The sequence below is a fragment of the Phaeobacter sp. JH20_29 genome (assembly GCF_048056175.1).
Lineage (GTDB): Bacteria > Pseudomonadota > Alphaproteobacteria > Rhodobacterales > Rhodobacteraceae > Phaeobacter > Phaeobacter bryozoorum.
Map to the genome: position 1 here is coordinate 23,576 of NZ_JAYMWO010000012.1, position 19,768 is coordinate 43,343.

20 protein-coding genes are annotated in these 19,768 nt (G+C 63.7%); 12 read left to right on the plus strand and 8 right to left on the minus strand.

The genetic code is table 11. The features are described from left to right. Positions 1 to 12 precede the first annotated feature (12 nt). From VWZ85_RS08885 to sigJ, 6 genes are all read left to right on the plus strand, one after another. The gene (locus VWZ85_RS08885) at positions 13 to 1,146 is read left to right on the plus strand and encodes a citrate synthase (protein WP_416587903.1); all 1,134 of its coding nucleotides are present in this window, start codon (positions 13 to 15) and stop codon (positions 1,144 to 1,146) included. Positions 1,147 to 1,222: 76 nt separating this feature from the next. Next, positions 1,223 to 4,063, plus strand: a complete 2,841-nt coding sequence (locus VWZ85_RS08890; protein WP_416587907.1) for a molybdopterin oxidoreductase family protein — start codon at positions 1,223 to 1,225, stop codon at positions 4,061 to 4,063. 79 nt (positions 4,064 to 4,142) lie between these two features. Beyond that, positions 4,143 to 4,937: a 4Fe-4S dicluster domain-containing protein gene (locus tag VWZ85_RS08895; RefSeq protein WP_260099133.1), complete on the plus strand. Its 795-nt coding sequence runs from the start codon at positions 4,143 to 4,145 to the stop codon at positions 4,935 to 4,937. Beyond that, positions 4,937 to 5,824 carry a dimethyl sulfoxide reductase anchor subunit family protein gene (locus VWZ85_RS08900; protein ID WP_416587909.1) on the plus strand — a complete coding sequence of 296 codons (888 nt, stop codon included), beginning with the start codon at positions 4,937 to 4,939 and terminating at the stop codon, positions 5,822 to 5,824. Before VWZ85_RS08895 ends, VWZ85_RS08900 begins: the two co-directional genes overlap by 1 nt. 147 nt (positions 5,825 to 5,971) lie before the next feature. After that, positions 5,972 to 6,445 carry a carboxymuconolactone decarboxylase family protein gene (locus VWZ85_RS08905; protein ID WP_416587911.1) on the plus strand — a complete coding sequence of 158 codons (474 nt, stop codon included), beginning with the start codon at positions 5,972 to 5,974 and terminating at the stop codon, positions 6,443 to 6,445. An 8-nt stretch (positions 6,446 to 6,453) separates the two neighbouring features. Further along, complete coding sequence (gene sigJ, locus VWZ85_RS08910; RefSeq protein ID WP_416587913.1) at positions 6,454 to 7,323, plus strand: RNA polymerase sigma factor SigJ; 870 nt, start codon at positions 6,454 to 6,456, stop codon at positions 7,321 to 7,323. 375 nt (positions 7,324 to 7,698) lie between these two features. On the opposite strand, the gene dapA is transcribed toward sigJ, so the two are convergent. Beyond that, positions 7,699 to 8,571 carry a 4-hydroxy-tetrahydrodipicolinate synthase gene (gene dapA / locus VWZ85_RS08915; protein ID WP_416537397.1) on the minus strand — a complete coding sequence of 291 codons (873 nt, stop codon included), beginning with the start codon at positions 8,569 to 8,571 and terminating at the stop codon, positions 7,699 to 7,701. Positions 8,572 to 8,710: 139 nt separating this feature from the next. On the opposite strand from dapA, the gene VWZ85_RS08920 reads away from it, so the two are divergent. Continuing rightward, complete coding sequence (locus tag VWZ85_RS08920; protein ID WP_416587916.1) at positions 8,711 to 10,669, plus strand: lytic transglycosylase domain-containing protein; 1,959 nt, start codon at positions 8,711 to 8,713, stop codon at positions 10,667 to 10,669. Here the strand turns inward: VWZ85_RS08920 and VWZ85_RS08925 are convergent. Together VWZ85_RS08925 and mnmD are read right to left on the minus strand one after the other, a co-directional pair. Continuing rightward, the gene (locus tag VWZ85_RS08925) at positions 10,643 to 11,560 is read right to left on the minus strand and encodes a DMT family transporter (protein ID WP_416587919.1); all 918 of its coding nucleotides are present in this window, start codon (positions 11,558 to 11,560) and stop codon (positions 10,643 to 10,645) included. The two genes, VWZ85_RS08920 and VWZ85_RS08925, sit on opposite strands and share 27 nt — an antisense overlap. Beyond that, positions 11,557 to 12,255, minus strand: a complete 699-nt coding sequence (gene mnmD, locus VWZ85_RS08930) for a tRNA (5-methylaminomethyl-2-thiouridine)(34)-methyltransferase MnmD (protein ID WP_416587921.1) — start codon at positions 12,253 to 12,255, stop codon at positions 11,557 to 11,559. The genes VWZ85_RS08925 and mnmD overlap by 4 nt, the downstream gene beginning before the upstream one ends. A gap of 57 nt (positions 12,256 to 12,312) precedes the next feature. On the opposite strand from mnmD, the gene VWZ85_RS08935 reads away from it, so the two are divergent. Then, the gene (locus VWZ85_RS08935) at positions 12,313 to 13,377 is read left to right on the plus strand and encodes an NAD(P)/FAD-dependent oxidoreductase (RefSeq protein WP_416587924.1); all 1,065 of its coding nucleotides are present in this window, start codon (positions 12,313 to 12,315) and stop codon (positions 13,375 to 13,377) included. Positions 13,378 to 13,400: 23 nt separating this feature from the next. After that, entirely contained in the window at positions 13,401 to 13,817 is a 417-nt protein-coding gene (locus VWZ85_RS08940; RefSeq protein WP_260101075.1) for a VOC family protein, read from the plus strand. 83 nt (positions 13,818 to 13,900) lie between these two features. Here the strand turns inward: VWZ85_RS08940 and VWZ85_RS08945 are convergent, their stop codons facing one another. The 3 genes from VWZ85_RS08945 to VWZ85_RS08955 all read right to left on the minus strand — a co-directional run bounded on the left by VWZ85_RS08945 (position 13,901) and on the right by VWZ85_RS08955 (position 16,156). After that, positions 13,901 to 14,443 carry an NADPH-dependent FMN reductase gene (locus VWZ85_RS08945; protein WP_416535257.1) on the minus strand — a complete coding sequence of 181 codons (543 nt, stop codon included), beginning with the start codon at positions 14,441 to 14,443 and terminating at the stop codon, positions 13,901 to 13,903. Positions 14,444 to 14,664: 221 nt separating this feature from the next. Further along, the gene (locus VWZ85_RS08950; protein WP_340546814.1) at positions 14,665 to 15,324 is read right to left on the minus strand and encodes an OmpA family protein; all 660 of its coding nucleotides are present in this window, start codon (positions 15,322 to 15,324) and stop codon (positions 14,665 to 14,667) included. A 124-nt stretch (positions 15,325 to 15,448) separates the two neighbouring features. After that, positions 15,449 to 16,156, minus strand: coding sequence for a helix-turn-helix transcriptional regulator (locus tag VWZ85_RS08955; protein ID WP_340546813.1), 708 nt, complete (start codon positions 16,154 to 16,156; stop codon positions 15,449 to 15,451). A 103-nt stretch (positions 16,157 to 16,259) separates the two neighbouring features. Between VWZ85_RS08955 and VWZ85_RS08960 the strand changes: the two genes are divergently transcribed. Further along, entirely contained in the window at positions 16,260 to 16,544 is a 285-nt protein-coding gene (locus VWZ85_RS08960; protein WP_416587927.1) for a hypothetical protein, read from the plus strand. On the opposite strand, the gene VWZ85_RS08965 is transcribed toward VWZ85_RS08960, so the two are convergent. Further along, positions 16,499 to 17,356, minus strand: a complete 858-nt coding sequence (locus VWZ85_RS08965; protein ID WP_416537402.1) for a methylated-DNA--[protein]-cysteine S-methyltransferase — start codon at positions 17,354 to 17,356, stop codon at positions 16,499 to 16,501. The genes VWZ85_RS08960 and VWZ85_RS08965 overlap by 46 nt on opposite strands. A 177-nt stretch (positions 17,357 to 17,533) precedes the next feature. Between VWZ85_RS08965 and nth the strand changes: the two genes are divergently transcribed. Together nth and VWZ85_RS08975 are read left to right on the plus strand one after the other, a co-directional pair. Then, positions 17,534 to 18,178 (plus strand): endonuclease III, encoded by a 645-nt coding sequence (nth, locus tag VWZ85_RS08970; RefSeq protein ID WP_416541203.1) that lies wholly within the window; start codon positions 17,534 to 17,536, stop codon positions 18,176 to 18,178. Continuing rightward, the gene (locus VWZ85_RS08975; RefSeq protein ID WP_416535260.1) at positions 18,175 to 19,164 is read left to right on the plus strand and encodes an adenosine kinase; all 990 of its coding nucleotides are present in this window, start codon (positions 18,175 to 18,177) and stop codon (positions 19,162 to 19,164) included. The genes nth and VWZ85_RS08975 overlap by 4 nt, the downstream gene beginning before the upstream one ends. A gap of 97 nt (positions 19,165 to 19,261) precedes the next feature. Here the strand turns inward: VWZ85_RS08975 and VWZ85_RS08980 are convergent, their stop codons facing one another. After that, positions 19,262 to 19,750: a MarR family winged helix-turn-helix transcriptional regulator gene (locus tag VWZ85_RS08980; protein WP_260082048.1), complete on the minus strand. Its 489-nt coding sequence runs from the start codon at positions 19,748 to 19,750 to the stop codon at positions 19,262 to 19,264. Positions 19,751 to 19,768 lie beyond the last annotated feature (18 nt).

Consider the following 19,768-nt stretch of genomic DNA (forward strand, 5'->3'; position numbering starts at 1 on the left):
AAGGAGCCAGCAATGAGCGATGACGTCAAGATCAACCGGGGCCTCAAGGGGATCTACTTCGAACGCTCCGGGGTCTCCGACATTGATGGCGCCAAGGGCGAGCTGAGCTATCGCGGCTATTCGATTCACGATCTCGCCACCCACTCCACCTTCGAGGAAGTCTGCTACCTGCTGATCCACGGCGAGCTGCCCACTGCCGAGGAACTGGCCGGTTTTGACGCCGCGCTGAAATCCGCGCGGGTGCTGCCGCCGACGGTGCTCGATATCATCCGCGCCACCAAGGATGGCCATCCGATGGACGTGCTGCGCACTGCCGTCTCCGCCCTCGCCGCGCTCGAACCAGATAGCCAGCAGGTGGGCGAAGACGCCTTCGTTGCCAACGGGATCCGGCTGATTTCGCAGGTGCCAATCATCATCGCCGCCCATGACGCGATCCGAAATGACCGCGAAGTGGTCGCGCCCGACATGGATCTCAGCCATGCGGGCAACTGGCTGTGGATGCTGAAGGGTGAAAAACCCACAGCCGAGGCCACCCGGCTGGCGGATGTGGATTTCATCCTGCACGCCGAACATGGCGCCAATGCCTCCAGCTTTGCCGCGCGCGTCACCATCGGGACCGAAACCAATCTGCACGGCGGCATTGTCACCGCGCTCTCCACCCTTGCAGGTCCGGCCCATGGCGGCGCTGCCGAAGACGTGATGAAGATGGTGCATGAGATCGGCACCCCCGACAAAGCCGCCGCCTACGTGAAGGCCAAGCGCGCCGCCAAGGAGGCCGTCACCGGATTTGGCCACCGCGTCTACCGCAAGGAAGACCCCCGCGCGCGGCACATGCGCGACGGCGTGCGCCAGCTGGGTGCGGAAATGGGCGCGCCGGAATGGTATGAAATCCTGCAAGCCGTGGTCGAGGCGATGCAACCCTACGCGCGCCATGGTCTCAACGTGAATGTCGATTTCTACTCCGGCGTGATCTACCAATTGCATGGTATCGCGATGGATCTCTACGTGCCGATCTTTGCCATCGGGCGGATGCCCGGCTGGATCATCCAGTGCATCGAACAGCAGCGCGGCAATATCCTGATCCGCCCGCTGACCCTTTACAACGGGCCGGAACCCCGCGCCTATATTCCGATAAATACGCGCTGATCCGCGACACTCCGCGCCATATCACATAACGCCGCCCGGCCCATGCAGGCCCGGCGCATCATCAAACAGGGACACCATGGCACATACCCAGCCCCAGCTAGACACCTCGCCGCCCGTGTCGGACGAGATCCGCCAGACCACCTGCTACATGTGCGCCTGCCGCTGCGGCATCAACGTCCACATGAAAACCGGCGAGGACGGCCAGAAGAAAGTCGCCTATATCGAAGGCAACCGCGATCACCCGGTGAACAAGGGCGTGCTCTGCGCCAAAGGCTCCGCCGGCATCATGCAGCACAACGCGCCCTCGCGTCTGCGTGCGCCGATGAAACGCGTCGGCCCGCGCGGCTCCGGCGAGTTCGAGGAAATCTCCTGGGACGAGGCGCTGGACATCGCCGCGGGCTGGCTGGAACCGATCCGCGAGGATAACCCCGAAAAGCTGGCGTTTTTCACCGGCCGCGACCAGTCCCAGAGCTTCACCAGCTTTTGGGCGCAGAACTTCGGCACCTGCAACTATGCAGCCCATGGCGGTTTCTGCTCGGTCAATATGGCCACCGCCGGCATCTACACCATGGGCGGCGCGTTCTGGGAATTCGGCCAGCCCGACTGGGACCATACCAAGCTGTTCCTGCTGTTCGGCGTCGCCGAAGACCATGACAGCAACCCCATCAAGATGGGCATCGGCAAGATCAAGGCGCGCGGCGCGCGGGTCATCGGGGTAAACCCGATCCGCTCCGGCTATAATGCCGTGGCCGACGATTGGGTCGGCATCACGCCGGGCACCGACGGGCTGTTCATCCTGTCGCTGGTGCATGTGCTGATGAAGGCTGGCAAGATCGACCTCGACTACCTCGGCCAGTTCACCAATGCGCCGGTGCTGGTCAATCAGGATCCCGCCAGCCCCGACTATGGCCTGTTCCTGCGCGACGATCACGGCGCGCCGCTGGTGATCAATCGCACCACCGGCAAGCTGGCGCCCTTTGACATGCGCGGCGTGCGCCCCGATCTGGGCGGCTCGTTCGAACTCGATGGCATCACCCATGTGTCGGTGTTCCAGCTGATGGCCCAGCGCTATCTCAGCGACGATTACGCCCCCGAAGCGGTGGCTGAGCGCTGCGGCATCCCCGCCAAACGCATCCGTGCCATCGCCGCCGAACTGGCCCGCGTCGCCTTTGACGAGGCGTTTGAGCTGGATCAGGAATGGACCGATTTCCGCGGCGAAACCCATAAAACCATGAAGGGCCGCCCGGTTGCCATGCACTCCATGCGCGGTGTCTCGGCCCATGCCAACGGGTTCCAGACCTGCCGCGCCCTGCATGTGTTGCAGATCCTTCTGGGCACGGTCGAAGCCCCCGGCGGCTTCCGTTTCAAACCACCCTACCCCAAACCGGTAGAGGCGCATCCCGCCCCCCATTGCCGCGTCACGCCGAACAAACCGCTGGATGGCCCGCATCTGGGCTTTGTCCATGGGCCGGAACATCTGGCGCTGAAAACCGACGGCAGCCCGGCGCGCATCGACAAGGCCTTTACCTGGGAAAACCCGATGTCCAGCCACGGGCTGATGCATATGGTGATTTCCAACGCCCATGCCGGCGATCCCTACAAGATCGACACGCTGTTCATGTATATGGCGAATATGTCGTGGAACTCCTCGATGAACACGCGCGGCGTGATGGAGATGCTGACCGATACCGACGACAATGGCGACTATGTGATCCCCCGGATCATCTATTCGGACGCCTATTCCTCTGAGATGGTGGCCTATGCCGATCTGATCCTGCCCGACACCACCTATCTGGAGCGCCACGACTGTATTTCCCTGCTGGACCGCCCGATCTGCGAAGCCGATGGCGCAGCGGATGCGATCCGCTGGCCTGTGGTCGAACCCGACCGCGATGTGCGGGGTTTCCAGAGCGTGCTGGTGCAGCTTGCCAACAAGATGAAACTGCCCGGCTTCACCCATGAGGATGGCACCGCCAAATGGCAGGACTATGCCGATTATATCGTGAACCACGAACGCAAACCCGGCATCGGTCCGCTGGCTGGCTTTCGCGGTGAAAATGGCGACAAGGTTGGCCGGGGCGAGGTGAACCCCGAACAGCTGAACAAATACATCGAAAACGGCGGTTTCTTTGTCGAACATATCCCGGCAGAGGCCAGCTATTTCAAACCCTGGAACATGGCCTATCAGGACTGGGCGGTGAACCTCGGTCTGTTCGACAGCCCGCAGCCCTATCTGTTCCAGCTCTATGTCGAACCGCTGCGCAAATTCCAGCTGGCCGCCGAAGGCCACGGCGAACGTCAGCCGCCCGACCATCTGCGCGACCGCATTCGCCAGACCATGGACCCGCTGCCGATCTGGTACGAGACCGATCAGCAGGGCAACGAAGGCTTCACCGTCAATGCCCTGACCCAGCGTCCAATGGCGATGTATCACTCCTGGGGCACGCAGAACGCCTGGCTGCGCCAGATCCACGGGCGCAACCCGCTTTATGTGCCGACCAAACTGATGCGGCAAAACAATCTCAGCGATGGTGACTGGGCCAAGGTCACCTCCCCCCATGGCGAAATCACCGTTCCGGTGATGGAGATGGCCGCGCTCAATGAAAACACCGTCTGGACCTGGAACGCCATCGGCAAGCGCAAGGGCGCCTGGGCGCTGGAGGAAAACGCCCCCGAAGCCACCAAGGGCTTCCTGCTGAACCATCTGATTCACGAATTGCTGCCGCCCAAGGGCGACGGCCTCCGCTGGGCCAACTCCGACCCGATCACCGGTCAGGCCGCATGGTTCGACCTCAAGGTGAAGATCGAGAAAGCCGCCGCGCCGGACGATCTGAGCGAAAGCCAACCCGCCATCCCAGCGCAGGCCTCGCCGGTGGGCACCGGCCCCAAAGACCTCACATGGAAGGTGGGCAAATGATCGACCCAATTTTCTTCGAGGAAAATTGCCAAGAAAATACCCGTCTTCTTGGTTCCGCAACTTGTACTGAGGGTATGCAATGACCGAGCTTCCCACCAGGACCGACCGCAAGATGGGTCTGGTCATTGACCTTGATACCTGCGTCGGCTGCCATGCCTGTGTGATCTCCTGCAAGGGCTGGAACACCGAAAACTATGGCGCGCCGCTCAGCGATCAGAACGCTTATGGTGCTGATCCCTCGGGTACCTTCCTCAACCGTGTGCATTCCTATGAGGTGCAGCCCTCTCCCTGTGCGAGCCAGCCCAACCCGGCAGCCCAGCTGGTGCATTTCCCGAAATCCTGCCTGCATTGCGAGGACGCTCCCTGCGTCACCGTCTGCCCCACCGGCGCCAGCTACAAGCGGGTGGAAGACGGTATCGTGCTGGTGAACGAGGACAATTGCATCGGCTGTGGCCTATGTGCCTGGTCCTGCCCCTATGGCGCGCGCGAGCTGGATCTGGCCGAAGGGGTGATGAAGAAATGCACCCTCTGCGTCGACCGGATCTACAATGAGAACCTGCCGGAGGTGGACCGTGTGCCGTCTTGCGTGCGCACCTGTCCGGCAGGCGCGCGCCATTTTGGCGATCTGGGGGATCCCGACAGCGATGTCTCCAAACTGGTGGCCGCGCGCGGCGGCATGGATCTGATGCCGGAAATGGGCACCAAACCAGTGAACAAATACCTGCCGCCCCGCCCCAAGGACCAGATCGAGGATCAGATCGACATCCTCGCCCCGCTGCTGGCCCCCGTCGCCGAAGATCCCAAAGGCTTCCTTGGCTGGCTGGACAAGGCGCTTGATAAGCTTCCGGGACAGACCACAGGGGGGGCGAGCTGATGCATCCGGCACCATCCGTTATCATCTTCACCACCCTCTCCGGTCTGGGCTTTGGCCTTCTGGCCTTCCTTGGCCTCGGCAAGCCCGAGGTCACCGGCTGGGTTGCCTTTGTGTTCTATGCCATCGCCTTTGGCTTTGCGGTGGGCGGGCTTCTGGCTTCGACGTTTCACCTCGGCCGACCGGAACGGGCCTGGCGCGCCTTCACCCAGTGGAAAACCAGCTGGCTCAGCCGTGAAGGCATCTGCGCAGTTGCAGCCCTCATCGTGATGGGGCTTTTTGCCTTTGGCGCAGTGTTTCTGGACACCCATTGGCGGGCGCTTGGCTGGCTCGGTGCGGCGCTGTCGCTGGCAACGGTCTTTACCACCTCGATGATCTACACCCAGCTGAAGACCATCCCGCGCTGGAACATGTCCCTGACGCCGGTGATGTTCCTGTCCTTCAGCCTTGCGGGCGGATCGCTGCTGGCGGGGGCCGAGGCGCTGGCGCCCTGGCTTCTGGCCATCGCAGGCTCGGTGCAGCTGGCCTATTGGGCCAAGGGCGATCAGGCCTTTGCCAGCTCCGGCACCAATATGGGCACCGCCACCGGCCTTGGCGATCGCGGCACGGTCCGCGCGTTTGAGCCGCCCCATACCGGCTCCAATTATCTGCTGCGCGAATTCGTGCATGTGGTCGGGCGCAAACACGCGCAGAAACTGCGGGTCATTGCCTTTGCCCTTGGCTTTGCGCTGCCCTTGATCTGCCTGATCCTGCCAGTTGAGGGGCTGATGCTCAAACACCTGCTCGCAGGCGTCGCCGTGCTGCTGCATATCGCCGGTATTGCCGTGTCGCGCTGGCTGTTCTTTGCCCAGGCCGAACATGTGGTCGGGCTTTATTACGGCAAACGCTGATCACCACCAAAGACCACAATCAGGGCGCCCCAGAGGCGCCCTTTTTTCGTTGAATGCGCATCCTTTTTCAAAAAATCGCGCCGGTCATGTCACAAACCCGCCCGCTGCCTCGTCCTGTTTCTGAACCCATCAGAAAGGACCAAACCCATGACCCAACGTCTCGATTATTTCTCCGTCGCCGGTGATCTCTTCAAACCGATGCTGGAGCAGGAGAATCTGTTCAAGAACAGCACATTGGAATTCAGCGTTGTGGAGCTGGTGAAGCTGCGCGCCTCGCAGATCAACGGCTGCGCCTTCTGCATCCACATGCACACCCATGAGATGCGCGCCCACGGCGAGAGCGAGGATCGGATGCATCTGCTGAACGCCTGGCGTGAATCGCCGCTCTACACGCCCCGCGAACGCGCCGCCCTGGCGTGGTGCGAGGCACTAACGCGGGTGGAGGCCACCGCCGCACCGGATGCCGATTATGACGCCATGGCAGACCTGTTTGAGCCGCGCGAACAGGTGATGCTGACCCTGCTGATTGGCGCCATCAACAGCTGGAACCGCATTGCAATCGGCTTTCGCAGCGCCCACCCTGTGAACGAGGACCAGACCACAGGGGCCAACGCCGCGTGACAGCACCGATGAAAGACACCGGAACCAATGCGTTCCTGACCGCGCGGCCGCGATTGTTTGCGGCCGCCTACAGGATGCTCGGCAGTGTGACGGACGCCGAGGACGTCTTGCAGGATGCCTATCTGCGCTGGCAATCCGCACCCCAGGGCGAGATTCTGGATACCACCGGCTATCTGATGCGGATCACCACGCGGCTGTGCCTTGATCAGCTGAAATCGGCCCGCAAACGGCGCGAGACCTACCCCGGTGAATGGCTGCCGGAACCGGTGCTCACCGATGACGCCACAGAGCAGCTGGACCATGACGTCTCGGTTGCGCTGCTCCTGGCGCTGGACGCGCTGTCGCCGCTCGAACGCGCGGCCTTTTTGCTGCATGATATCTTCGACAGCTCTTACGGGGATGTGGCCGCCGCCCTGAACCGCTCGCCCGAGGCCTGCCGCCAGCTCGCCACCCGCGCCCGCCGCAAGGTGCAGGCGCTGCGCCCCCAGCGCCCCGGCAACCCGGATGAGGGGCGCGCGCTGACCGAGGCGTTCTTTCGCGCCTCCAAGACCGGTGACACCGCCGCCCTGACCCGGCTGCTGACCGAAGATGTGCAGCTGATTTCTGATGGCGGTGGCAAGGCGACTGCGGCGCTCAACCCGATCTACGGGCGCGACAAGGTGCTGCGGCTGCTGGCGGGGCTTGCCCGCAAGAGCAATCAGACAGCCCCCGAACAATCGCGGTTGTGCCAGCTGAACGGGTTGCCTGCGATGCTGACCCGGGCCGAGGACGGCATCCTGCAAGCCACCTCTCTGGATATCCGCGACGGCCGGATTGCCCGCATCTATGTCACCCGCAACCCGGACAAGACCCGGCATCTGGCGGCGGCTCTGCCGTGATGGGCAGCCCCCCGTTGCGCGGCGGCGCGCGCAGCGTTTACCGGGCCTGCACGCCGATTGGCTAAGCTGCTGGGGATCGCGATCTGCTCCGGGATTTACGACCCCGGACACCATGGAAACCGACCCTGTTGGCAGTGATGCCGCCAGGGTTCGTGCAAAACAGTTTGGCACCGGGGCAGTGACGCGCCCCGCAGCTTCCAGCCTTTCCCGGGATCCTTCCTCGGGGCGGCGCCGCCTTTTTATTCTCGACGGATCTGGCGCTGGGGATGTGACCCTGAACCGCCAGTTAGAGACAGAAGACAGCCCAAACGAAACAGACCGGAACGCAGCAGCGTCCCGGTCCGAAAAACCATGTCTATGGTCGGTGTTCTGCGCTTACAGCAGGCCCGCGTGTACCATCGCGGCATCAATCGCGGCCTTGGTGCTGTCGGTCAGACCGGTCAGCGGCAGGCGGATCTCCTCGCTGCACAGACCCAGTTTCGACAGGCCGTATTTCGCCCCGACCAAACCCGGCTCAATGAAAATCGCCTCATGCAGCGGCATCAGTTTGTCCTGATACTCCAGCGCCAATGCGTAATCACCCGCCAGCGTCGCCGCCTGGAATTCCGCGCAGAGCTTCGGCGCCACATTGGCCGTCACCGAGATGCAGCCGACGCCGCCATGGGCATTGAACCCCAGCGCCGAGGCATCCTCGCCGGACAGCTGCACAAAATCCGCACCACAGGAGGCGCGCTGCTGCGACACACGGGCGATATCGCCGGTTGCATCCTTCACGCCGATGATGCGCTCCAGCTTGGCCAGTTCCCCCATGGTGGCGGGGGTCATATCGACAACCGAGCGACCGGGGATATTGTAGATCACGATCGGAATATCGGCGCAGTCATGCAGCTCGGTGAAATGCGCAATCAACCCGCGTTGCGTCGGCTTGTTATAATAGGGCGTCACCACCAGCGCGGCATCGGCACCGACCTCGGCGGCGAATTGCACAAACCGCTTGCCCTCAACCGTGTTGTTGGAGCCCGCACCGGCAATCACCGGCACCCGGCCAGCGGCGGTTTTCACCACCTCGGCAATCACGGTTTCATGCTCTTCATGGGTCAGCGTCGGGCTTTCACCGGTGGTCCCGACCGGGACCAGCGCCGTGGAACCCTGGTCAATGTGCCATTCGACCAAGCGTTTGAGCGTATCCAGATCCAGCTCGCCGTTGGAAAACGGGGTGACGAGGGCTGGCATAGAGCCTTTGAACATGGGCACGCTCCCTTTGCTGTTCGTGCAGGCGCGATTGCGCCGCCTTGGGTGATGGACATGCCGGGGATTTGAGTTGATACCGGCAGGTCACGGATTATCGTCATTGGCTCTATCCCCGGAACGTTGGAAAATGCAAGAGATGACACGCATTCTGGCCTTCATTGCCCTCATTTCCGCCAGCCTGAGCGGCCAACCTGCCATGGCGGTCGACCTTGGTCGCGCGCTGGAGCTGATGCGCTCGGAAAAATGGAGCGAGGCGGGGCGCAGTGCCGGGCGCGAAACCACCGTGGCCCGCGACGTCATAGAATGGCACCGCCTGCGGGAGGGCATGGGGTCGATCTCTGATGTTGTGGCCTTTCTGGCGCGGCGTGCCGACTGGCCGGGGCTGGACCTTCTGCGGCGCAAGCACGAGCCGCAGATCGCCGAAGCCAGCCGCGACACCATTCTGGCCTTTTACCGCGACCATCGCCCGCAGACCGCGGAGGGCGCGCTGAGCTATGGGCGTGCGCTGATCGGGGCCGGGCAAAAGGGCGAAGGCGAGGCCGAGCTGGTGCTGGCCTGGCGTACAATGCCGATGGGGTCGGTGATCCAGGACAACTATCTGAAAGACCACGCCAAGCTGCTCTCAGCGCATCACGCGGCCCGGCTCGACCAGATGTTGTGGGACAATCACAAGGTCAGCGCGCGGCAGATGCTGTCCCTGGTCAGCGCCGATCAGCGCAGGCTGGCGGAGGCGCGCCTCGCCCTGCAAGACGCCGAGCCGGGCGTTGACGGCAAAATCGCCGCCGTCCCCGACGCGCTGAAGGATGACGCGGGTCTCGCCTATGACCGCTTTGCCTGGCGCGACCGCAAGCGGCGGCAGGAGGATGCCATCAGCCTGATGATGGACCGCAGCACCTCGGCCAAGAAACTGGGGCAGCCCGAAAAATGGCTGCGCCGCCGCCGGGATCTGGCGCGGCAGGACATGCGCGACGGCAACCACGAACGCGCCTATCAGCTGGCCGCCCATCACTTTGCCACGGCGGATGCAGGCTATGGCTATTCCGACTGCGAATGGCTGGCCGGCTATATCGCCCTGCGCAAGCTCAACGACCCCGAGCTGGCCGCCTATCACTTCGAACGCTTCCTCGCCTCGGTCGAAAGCCCGATCTCAATCGGACGCGGCGGCTATTGGCTGGGTCAGGCCTATGGTGCCCACGGCGATATCGAAAAAGCCCATGCCGCCTATGCCAAGGCGGCAGATTATCAGACGTCTTTCTACGGGTTGCTGGCGGCAGAGGTTCTGGGCCGCCCTTTTGATCCCGATCTGATCACCCCGCCGCAGCTGCCCGACTGGCGCGCGGCCAGCTTTTTGAACTCCACCGTCGCAGAGGCCGGCCTGCTGCTGTTGCAGGCTGGCGATCTGGCCCTGGCGGAACGCTTCCTCACCCATCTGGTTGAGGGGCTGGGCCCGGTCGAGGCGCGGCAGCTGGGCGAGATGGCGGTGGCCATGAACGAACCGCATCTGGCAGTGATGATCGCCAAACGCGCCGCGCAGACCGGCGAAGAGCTGGAAGCGGCCTATTTTCCGCTGCATCCCGTGGCCGAGAAAGATCTGCCAATGGCGCGGGAGATGACCCTTGCCATTGCCCGCCGCGAGAGCGAATTCGACCCCATCGTGATCAGCCATGCCGGCGCGCGCGGATTGATGCAGGTGATGCCCGCCACCGCCAAGCTGGTGGCCTCGAACATGGGTCTTCTGGCCGATCACACCACCGGGCGGCTGATCTCCGACTGGTCCTATAACGCGCTTCTGGGGAGCAATTACCTGGCCGATCTGGCGGGTGATTTTAACGGCAATGTGGTGATGATGGCCGCAGGCTACAACGCCGGCCCCCATCGCCCAAAGGCCTGGATGGAACGCTACGGCGATCCGCGCGATGGCACGCCGGGGATTGTCGACTGGATCGAACACATCCCCTTCAACGAGACCCGCAACTACGTGATGCGCGTCACCGAGAGCCTGCCGGTCTATCGCGCGCGCCTTGGCAAACCGCCGCTGCCGGTGCCGTTTTCCAAGGAACTGGCCGGATCAACTCTTGACGCGTTCGCGCCATAGGGTGAACAGGCCGGCCGCCACGATAATGGACGCACCGATGGCGACATTGGTGCGGATCACCTCGCCAAAGACAACCACCCCAAGTGCCGCGGCCCAGATCAGGTGGAAATAGGCAAAGGGCTGCACCGCGCTGGCCTCGGCCATCTCATAGCATTTGATCAGCAGCCAATGCCCGGTCACACCCGTGAGGCACAGGACGGCCATCCACATCCAGTCGCCCTGGCTCATCGACTCCCAGTACCAGATGCCGACAAGGGTCATCGCCACCATGCCCGCAACCCCGGTCCAGAAGAAACTGGTCGCCGTGCTGTCGCGCCGCGCCGCATAGCGGGTGATCAGACCATAAAGCGCAAACATCAGCGCCGAAACAAACGGGATGATCGCCAGCGGATCAAAGACACCGACGCCCGGTTGCAAGATGATCAGCACGCCAATCAGCCCCACCGAGATCGCCGCCCAGCGCCGCCAGCCGACCTTCTCGCCCAGCACCGGCCCGCTCAGGGCTGCCACCAGCAGCGGATAGCAGATAAACACCGCCACGCTTTCGACCAGCCCAAGCACGGTGAAGGCATAGACAGCCACGCAGATTTCCGCCACCAGCAGCACGCCGCGAAAAACCTGCAACCCCAGCTGATCGGTGCGCGCCGTGGCGCGAATACCTCCCGGTGCGCGCGCCGCAAGTGCAATCACAAACAGCGCAAAGAACCAGTAACGCACCATGATCACCATGAAGGTGTTGTACTGCCCCGCCAGATGCCGCGAGATGCCATCCTGCAAGGCAAACACAATGGTTGCCGCAATCATCAGAAGCACGCCGGCGGTGACGTTGTTCTGCTGGATGATCCGGGGCGGATGAGGCTCCAGCATCTTGGCGTCGGGGCGCATGGTCATCGCAATATTGCCTTTGTCATATGCCGCTTGCGCCCGAAACCGGGCGTGCGTGTTACGTCAAATCCGGCAGCCTCCAGCCCGCGACGGACGAATCCCGCCGCCGTGTAGGTCGCCGCCGTGCCGCCTGCCGCCGTGTGACGGGCAACCTCTTCCAGCAGGTCGTCCTGCCACAGCTCCGGGTTCTTTGCCGGGGAGAACCCGTCCAAGAACCAGGCATCCGCCTTGCCTGTCCACTCCGGCAGCGACACGCGGGCGTCGCCGGTGAGGACAGTGACACGCAGGTTGCCGAGATCGCAGAGGCCCGCCCCGCCCCAGACCGCCAGAAACCGTTCGGCCCAGGGCGCCACCTCGGGAAAGGCCTGAAGCGCACGGGCCATATCGTCCCTGACCATCGGAAAGGCCTCGAAACTGGTGAAATGCAGCACCGCTGCGGCGTCATGTTCAGCCTGCGCCGTCTCCCAGGCCCGCCAGGCAGCCAGCAGGTTCAACCCAGTGCCAAAGCCAAGTTCGGCAATATGGAAATCCGCACCCGCCTCCGCCGCAGCGGCAAAGCGATCAGAAAGACCATTGCCGCCCAGAAACACATGCTCCGTCTCGGCCAGCCCATCATGGATGGAGAAATAGGGATCGTCGAACTGATCCGACACCGGAATGCTGCCATCCCGCCAGCTGAGCCGGGCCTGCTGGTCTGCCATGCGATAATCCCCTAAGTGATGTGGTGAACGACGCGACACTGGCGAAAGGGTGCAGGAATGGCAATGGCGGATATCACCATACGCGGGGCCGGGATCTTTGGCCTGTCGATTGCCTGGGCCTGCGCACGGCGCGGCGCCAAGGTCCAGATCATTGATCCCTTTGGCGCCGGGTCAGGCTCCAGCGGCGGTCTGGTCGGCGCGCTGGCGCCGCATGTGCCGGAGAACTGGAACCCAAAGAAACAATATCAGCTGGAAAGCCTGCTGATGGCCGACGCCTTCTGGGCCGAGGTTGAGGCAACCGGCGGGGTGTCTCCCGGCTATGGGCGCACCGGGCGGCTGCAACCGATCAATGATCAGCGGACATTGGATCTGGCCCATGACCGCGCAGAAAGCGCCCGGACGCTGTGGCGGGGACTGGCGGACTGGTCCGTCATCGCCGCCGCCGACGCAGGGCCTTGGGTGCCGCCCAGCGCCAGCGGATATGTCATCCACGATACGCTGAGCGCCCGGATGCACCCGCGCCGCGCCTGTGCCGCGCTGGTGGCAGGGTTGTCCGTCATGGGGATCGAGGTGCAGGCAGAGGGCGCCGATCAGGGGCAGGTGATCCATGCCAAGGGCTATGCAGGACTGCTGGAGCTGAACGACAGGCTGGCAGGCCCCGGCGGCCCGGCCGAGGGCAAGACGCTGGGCAATGGGGTCAAGGGTCAGGCGGCGCTGCTGCGCTTTGCCGAGGGGGATGTGCCGCAGCTTTATGCCGACGGGCTGCACATCATTCCCCATGCCGATGGCACCCTCGCGATTGGCTCCACCAGTGAACGCACGTTTGACGACCCGACCAGCACCGACAGCCAGCTTGACGATCTGATCGCGCGCGCCTGCGCCGCCTTGCCGGTGCTGCATGGTGCCGAGGTGATCGAACGCTGGGCCGGGGTGCGGCCCCGCGCCCGCTCACGCGCGCCGATGCTGGGCGGCTGGCCCGGCAGGAATGGTCATTTCATTGCCAATGGCGGCTTCAAGATCGGCTTTGGCATGGCGCCAAAGGTGGCCGGGACAATGGCAGATCTGGTTCTGGACGGAAACGACGATATCCCGGACGGGTTCCGGGTCGAAGATAACTTCTGAATGTCAGGCGAAGGGGCAGAGCAATGATCGCCTATATCACCATCGGTGCCAATGACATGGCAAAGGCGAAGGCCTTTTACACCGCGTTTCTGCCGGTGCTTGGCTATGGTCTCAGCGAGGGGCCGGAAGGGCTGAGCTTTGCCCTGCCAGTGCCGGAGGGAGAGCTGCCGACCCTGCCCGATTTCTATGTGAAGCCGCCGTTTGATGGCGCTGCCGCCTCGGCTGGGAATGGCGTGATGGTGGCGTTTCAGGCCCGCGATCAGCAGCAGGTGCGCGACCTGCACGCGGCGGCGGTTGCGGCGGGCGGATCTGATGACGGCCAGCCGGGGTTTCGCGCGGCCTATAGCGCCGGGTTTTATGTCGGCTATCTGCGCGACCCTGACGGCAATAAGATCGCGCTGTTTTCCAACTCTCCCGACGAGCCGGGCCGCGACGGGTGATCAACGCGGCAGACGCCGACACAAAGACAGCCCCGAAGCGGCGGTTGCGCTGCGGGGCTGGTTGATCTCTGGTCTGGGCCAGCTCAGCGCGCGATTTCGGCCCGCAGCGCCGTCATCAGCGTTTCCAGCGTTTTGACATACATCTCGCCTTTCAGGCGGCCGCCTTCGTCGAATTCGGACTGCGATGCCGCCACATGCACCTGCGGTGCGGTCAGCACGCGGGGCTGAAACGGCACCAGGAATGTGCGCAGCAGCATCTGCGACTTCTCCCCACCGGCGCGGCCCGCAGCGGCGGACATGACGGCCACCGGTTTGTCCTGAAACGGTTTGTTGCTGGTGCGGCTGACCCAGTCGAGAGCGTTCTTCAACACGCCAGAGGGCGCGCCGTTATATTCCGGGGTGGAGATGATCACCGCATCCGCCGCCTCGATCTGATCCGCAAGCCGCTGAACCGCTGCGGGAATGCCATTGGCCTGTTCGTCGTCACCGTCATAAAGCGGCAGATTGAGATCGGCCTCGCTCACCTCGGCGGGACCAAACAGGCGCAGGGCCTCGGCCAGCAGTTTACGGTTGGTGGCGCCCGCACGCAGCGAACCGGAGATGGTCAGGATTTTGGGATCGGACATGGTGTGATGCCTCTTTCGGTTTTGAATTTCTGTCTCGGACAAACCTATGCCGGCAGGCCGGTAAGAAAACCCCGACGCCTGCGCAGCCGATGTGCAGTCATCCACACAACGCCACGCAGTCTGGAATAGTTACATAACTGCGCAGAAAAAAGACCGCACCCTGCGGCGCGGTCTTTCTGCTCGGACGGGGCAACACCCCGGATATGGCTGCGTCAGGAGGCTCAGGCGCCCTGCGGGATCACGACGATTTCCACGCGGCGGTTGCGCGCCTTGCCATCGGGTGTGAGGTTCGACGCCACCGGCTGGCTTTCGCCGCGGCCAATGATCTGCACGCGGTTGTAGGGCACACCACCGGCCTGGATCTGATCGGCGACCGCATTGGCGCGACGCTCCGACAGGCCCTGGTTATAGGCGGCATCGCCATCGCTGTCGGTATGGCCGATCACCTGAACCTGACTGTTGGGGTAGCGCACCAGGCTGGCGGCTACCTTGTTCAGGTCAGAGCGCACCGCGGGCGAGATCGCCGCGCTGTCGGTGGCAAAGGTGAGGTCATTGGGCAGCGACACGATCAGACGGTCGCCGGTGTTGACGATGGAGATGCCATCATTGGAGATCGACTGGCGCAGCTCGCGCTCCTGCGCGTCCAGCTGGTTGCCGATGACGCTGCCTGCGGCGGCACCGACCAGCGCGCCGGTGACAGCACCCAGACCCCGGTCGGAATCATTGGCAGCAGCGCCAACGCCCGCGCCGATCAGGCCCCCGATCAGAGCGCCGCTCTGGGTCTTGCTGCCGGGGGTGCCGACGGTTGCGGGATCGGTACAGGCGGTCAGGCCCAGGCCTGCGGCCAGGATGGCTGCGGTGGTAAGTTTCATCTGCATCATCAAAAATCTGCCTTTTGCTTGCTCAATCCGGGCGGGGCCCGTGCTGCGGAGAATATCGTGTTGCGGTGCCGTCATCACAAGGTAACGTCTTTTTGGCTCGGCGAAAACCTGCCCAAGCTCTGCTTTAGGCTGAGGTGATCCGGGCCGCATCCTCCTCAAGTCCGCCGCCCTGCTCCATCCAGAGTTTGCGCAGCAGATCGGCCTCTGCCGCAAAGCTGTCCGCCAGCAGATCGGCGCAGAGCATCCGGTCGGCGCGAAAATGGCGAAAGCCGCCGCGCAGTTCGCACCAGGCCGCCAGCAGCGTGGTTTCGACGTTGTAGATCAGCGCCAGCGGGCGCAGGACCCGCAGGGTTTCGCCGCTGTCGGGACAGAGATAGGTGAGCCGCAGTTTGCGGCTTTCCCGGACCGCCTGTCGCAGCAGCCCCTTTGACACGCAGCCCCGCTCGGGATCATCCAGCGGCGCGCCGCCCCAGGGGGCCACCTGCAACCGATCTCCGGGCGAGCGGCATTCCATGACTTTGCGACAGACCCTTTTGGCCGCCTCCTGCAAGGCGCCGTCGCCGGTTCGCATCAACAGGGACAGGCCGACATAAAGCGCCTCCAGCTCTTCTTCGTCGAAGTTGAGCGGCGGCAGATCATAGCCCTTGCGCAGCACATAGCCGATACCCGCCTCCCCCTCGATCGGGGTGCGCATCCCCTGAAGCGCGGCGATATCGCGGTAGACGGTGCGTTTTGAGACCTCCAGCTTTTCCGCCAGATCCTCCGCCCGGATCGGGGCGGAGGCGGCGCGCAGGATTTGGATGACTTCGAACAGGCGGCCGGTGCGTTCCATGGTCTCTCTCCACTGACAGGCTGCTGACATCATAGCACAGGCCGCTGACAAAGCGTGTCAGCAGCGTTGTGGTGTTCTGACTTCAGACAGAAGGAGAAACACCATGCTGACCTATGACTGGATTGTTCTGATCACGCTGGGCAAAGACAAATGGGAGGCCCAGCGCCAGTTTTCCAAATCCTACGAAGTGGAGCGGGAGGCCGCTCAGATCCGGGGCGCGGCAAAGGCCGCCGCAATGGCCGCAGCGCGGGCCGAGGCCGAGATCGCGCCGGGTGGCAAGCGCCCCGCCCTGCTGCGGCGGCTGTTTGCGCGGCGCGCGGGTCAGGACAGGGTGCGCGCGGATCAGGCCGCGCCGTCCTGCTGCCCCTCCTCCCGCGCCGCCTCATAGGCCAGCATCGCGCGTTTGACCGGCAGCCCCCAGTGGTAGCCGCCAAGAGCGCCGGATTTGCGCAGGGCGCGGTGGCAGGGGATCAGCCAGCTGACCGGGTTGCGCCCCACCGCCGTGCCGACGGCGCGCACCGCACGCGGCGCGCCGATGGATTGGGCGATCTCGGAATAGGTGGTGACCTGCCCGGACGGGATGCGCAGCAGCGCCTCCCAGACCTTGATCTGCAAGGGGGCGCCGATCATATGCAGGGCAGCCTCGCCGCGCTGTGCAAAGATCGCCTCCGCCTGCGGCCGCAACAGCTCCGGGGTTTCGGCAAACGCGGCCTGAGGCCAGCGTGACCGCATATCCGCCATCGCCGCCTCCGGCCCGGTTTCCGCCGCGAAGGCCAGCCCGCAGATGCCTTTCTGCGTGCCCATCACCAGCGCCAGACCGAAGGGGCTGTCAAACCAGCCCCAGTGGATTGTCAGACCGGCCCCCTTGCGGGCGTATTCGCCGGGGCTCATCGCCTCCCAGCGCAGGAACAGATCGTGCAGCCGGCCACTGCCCGAAAGACCCACGGCATGGGCGGCCTCCAGCGTGGTGAAGCGATCCTCCAGCAGGCTCTTGGCATGGCCCAGCCGCAGATATTGCTGGTAGCGTTTGGGGGAGACGCCGACCCAGGCCGAGAACAGCCGCTGGAAATGCGAGGGGCTCATCCCCATCGCGGCAGAGAGTTCGGCCAGCGTCAGATCCTCGCCGCCATCGTCAATCAGCGCAATCGCCCGGCGCATGACGCCGTAATGATAGCTCTCCTCGCGCGTCTGCAATGTCATGGGTCGCACTCCCGCCTGTGGTCCTGTGCTCCAGTATATGGCGCTGGCCGGGCAGTGCGACCCGGATCTTGCGCGATGGGCCTGCGCGAGACCGGCAAGCCGCAGTGTAACGCTTCGCTCACCCTGACCCGCTTTTCTGTTTGCGCCGACTGTTCCTGCGCGGCATTAAGGGCCGCGATGGCAAAGCAACTCGATTATCACACGCTGCGTGAGATCTTCACGCGGTTTCAGGCAGCGGATCCAGAGCCGAAGGGCGAACTGGATCACGTCAACGTCTATACGCTTGTGGTAGCGGTGGCGCTGTCGGCGCAGGCCACCGATGCGGGCGTGAACCGGGCAACACGCGAGCTGTTCAAGATTGCCGACACCCCGCAGAAGATGCTGGATCTGGGCGAAGAAGGTCTGATCGAGCATATCAAGACCATCGGATTATATCGCCAGAAGGCCAAGAACGTGATCAAGATGTCGCGGATTCTGGTCGAGGAGTATGACGGCATCGTGCCCAATTCCCGCGCGGCGCTGCAATCCCTGCCCGGTGTCGGGCGCAAGACCGCAAATGTGGTGCTGAACATGTGGTGGCGCCAGCCCGCACAGGCGGTGGACACCCATATCTTTCGCGTTGGCAACCGGGCGGGCATTGCGCCGGGCAAGGATGTCGATGCGGTCGAACGTGCCATCGAAGACAATATTCCGGCGGATTTCCAGCTTCATGCCCATCATTGGCTGATCCTGCACGGACGATACCATTGCAAGGCTCGCAAGCCGATGTGCCCCACCTGCATCATCCGCGATCTCTGCCAGTTTGAGGACAAGACTCTATGAAAACCTACCAGCTCGTCGGGATCGGCAATGCCGTTGTGGACGTGATCAGCCAATGTGACGACAGCTTTCTGGAGCATATGGGCATCGAGAAAGGCATTATGCAGCTGATCGAACGTGATCGCGGCGAGGTGCTCTATGCGGCGATGCAGGAACGGGTGCAGACGCCCGGCGGTTCGGTGGCGAATACCATTGCGGGCGCGGGTGCACTGGGGCTGGATGCGGCCTTTATCGGGCGGGTGCATGACGATGCGCTGGGGCGGTTCTACGCCAAGGCGATGGCGGATGACGGCGTGGATTTTGTGAACCCGCCGGTTGCGGGCGGCGAGCTGCCGACCTCGCGGTCGATGATCTTTGTCTCCGGCGATGGCGAGCGGTCGATGAACACCTATCTGGGCATCTCCTCCGAGCTGTCCTCGTCGGATGTGCCGGACACGGTGGCCGGCAAGGCGCAGCTGATGTTCCTTGAGGGCTATCTGTTCGACAAAGACAAGGGCAAGAGCGCCTTTATGGAAGCGGCGCGGGACTGCCGCAACGGCGGCGGCAAATGCGGCATCGCGATTTCCGATCCCTTCTGTGTGGAACGCCACCGGGCCGACTTCCTGTCGCTGATCGAACACGACCTCGATTTCGTGATCGGCAATGAGGCCGAGATCAAATCGCTGTTTGAAACCGACGATCTGGAAGAGGCGCTGGCCAAGACAGCCGCCATCTGCCCGCTGGTGGTCTGCACCCGCTCCGGCGATGGCGTCACCGTGGTTGAGGGCGACACCCGCGTGACAGTGCCGGTTGAGCGGGTGGTGCCGGTGGATGCCACCGGGGCCGGCGATCAATTTGCTGCCGGGTTCCTGTTCGGCATGGCCAAGGGGCTGGATATCGAGACCTGCGCCAGGATCGGCAATGTCTGCGCCGCCGAGGTGATCAGCCATATCGGCCCCCGCCCCAAGGCGGTGATGAATCAGGTGCTGCGCCGCGAAGGGCTGATCTGAGCCGGGGCGTGCCCGCGGCCACTATTGCACAGCCGTCCCCGAGCAATCGGGGGCGGCTTTTTTCATCGGTGACCGGCCCTGACGGTCGTGGGGGGCTTCAGGCGGTTTCTGCCGCGTTCAGCGCCTTGGACAGAAGCTGTGTCAGGCTGCGCTGTTCGGTGTCCGACAGATCGCCGAGCAGGCGGGCCTGAGTGGCGACATGGGCCTCGACCACCTCGTTGATCAGCTTCAGCCCCTCTGGCGTCAGCTCAATCAGGAAGCCGCGGCTGTCCTCGGGGTTGACGCTGCGCGCCACCAGACCGGCGTCCACCAGCCGGTCGATGCGGTTGGTCATGGTGCCGGAGGCGACCATGGTGGCCTGCAACAGATCGCCCGGTGACAGCCGATAAGGCGCGCCTGCCCGGCGCAGGGTGGCCAGCACATCGAACTTGGCCGCGTTCAGATCATAGCGCGCCCAGGTTTTCTGCATTTCTTTCTGATAGGCTTGCGCCAATCGTCCGACCCGCCCGATGACGGCCATCGCCGATACATCAAGGTCGGGGCGCTCTCGCTCCCATTGCTGGGTCACAAAATCCACATGGTCCATGTGGGAAGGTTTTATCGC

Excerpts from the sequence above, each read along its gene's own strand:
- VWZ85_RS08885 (WP_416587903.1), top strand. The coding sequence starts at position 13 with ATGAGCGATGACGTCAAGATCAACCGGGGCCTCAAGGGGATCTACTTC.
- VWZ85_RS08890 (WP_416587907.1), top strand. The coding sequence starts at position 1,223 with ATGGCACATACCCAGCCCCAGCTAGACACCTCGCCGCCCGTGTCGGAC.
- VWZ85_RS08895 (WP_260099133.1), top strand. The coding sequence starts at position 4,143 with ATGACCGAGCTTCCCACCAGGACCGACCGCAAGATGGGTCTGGTCATT.
- VWZ85_RS08900 (WP_416587909.1), top strand. The coding sequence starts at position 4,937 with ATGCATCCGGCACCATCCGTTATCATCTTCACCACCCTCTCCGGTCTG.
- VWZ85_RS08905 (WP_416587911.1), top strand. The coding sequence starts at position 5,972 with ATGACCCAACGTCTCGATTATTTCTCCGTCGCCGGTGATCTCTTCAAA.
- sigJ (WP_416587913.1), top strand. The coding sequence starts at position 6,454 with ATGAAAGACACCGGAACCAATGCGTTCCTGACCGCGCGGCCGCGATTG.
- dapA (WP_416537397.1), bottom strand. The coding sequence starts at position 8,571 with ATGTTCAAAGGCTCTATGCCAGCCCTCGTCACCCCGTTTTCCAACGGC.
- VWZ85_RS08920 (WP_416587916.1), top strand. The coding sequence starts at position 8,711 with ATGACACGCATTCTGGCCTTCATTGCCCTCATTTCCGCCAGCCTGAGC.
- VWZ85_RS08925 (WP_416587919.1), bottom strand. The coding sequence starts at position 11,560 with ATGACCATGCGCCCCGACGCCAAGATGCTGGAGCCTCATCCGCCCCGG.
- mnmD (WP_416587921.1), bottom strand. The coding sequence starts at position 12,255 with ATGGCAGACCAGCAGGCCCGGCTCAGCTGGCGGGATGGCAGCATTCCG.
- VWZ85_RS08935 (WP_416587924.1), top strand. The coding sequence starts at position 12,313 with ATGGCAATGGCGGATATCACCATACGCGGGGCCGGGATCTTTGGCCTG.
- VWZ85_RS08940 (WP_260101075.1), top strand. The coding sequence starts at position 13,401 with ATGATCGCCTATATCACCATCGGTGCCAATGACATGGCAAAGGCGAAG.
- VWZ85_RS08945 (WP_416535257.1), bottom strand. The coding sequence starts at position 14,443 with ATGTCCGATCCCAAAATCCTGACCATCTCCGGTTCGCTGCGTGCGGGC.
- VWZ85_RS08950 (WP_340546814.1), bottom strand. The coding sequence starts at position 15,324 with ATGATGCAGATGAAACTTACCACCGCAGCCATCCTGGCCGCAGGCCTG.
- VWZ85_RS08955 (WP_340546813.1), bottom strand. The coding sequence starts at position 16,156 with ATGGAACGCACCGGCCGCCTGTTCGAAGTCATCCAAATCCTGCGCGCC.
- VWZ85_RS08960 (WP_416587927.1), top strand. The coding sequence starts at position 16,260 with ATGCTGACCTATGACTGGATTGTTCTGATCACGCTGGGCAAAGACAAA.
- VWZ85_RS08965 (WP_416537402.1), bottom strand. The coding sequence starts at position 17,356 with ATGACATTGCAGACGCGCGAGGAGAGCTATCATTACGGCGTCATGCGC.
- nth (WP_416541203.1), top strand. The coding sequence starts at position 17,534 with ATGGCAAAGCAACTCGATTATCACACGCTGCGTGAGATCTTCACGCGG.
- VWZ85_RS08975 (WP_416535260.1), top strand. The coding sequence starts at position 18,175 with ATGAAAACCTACCAGCTCGTCGGGATCGGCAATGCCGTTGTGGACGTG.
- VWZ85_RS08980 (WP_260082048.1), bottom strand. The coding sequence starts at position 19,750 with ATGGACCATGTGGATTTTGTGACCCAGCAATGGGAGCGAGAGCGCCCC.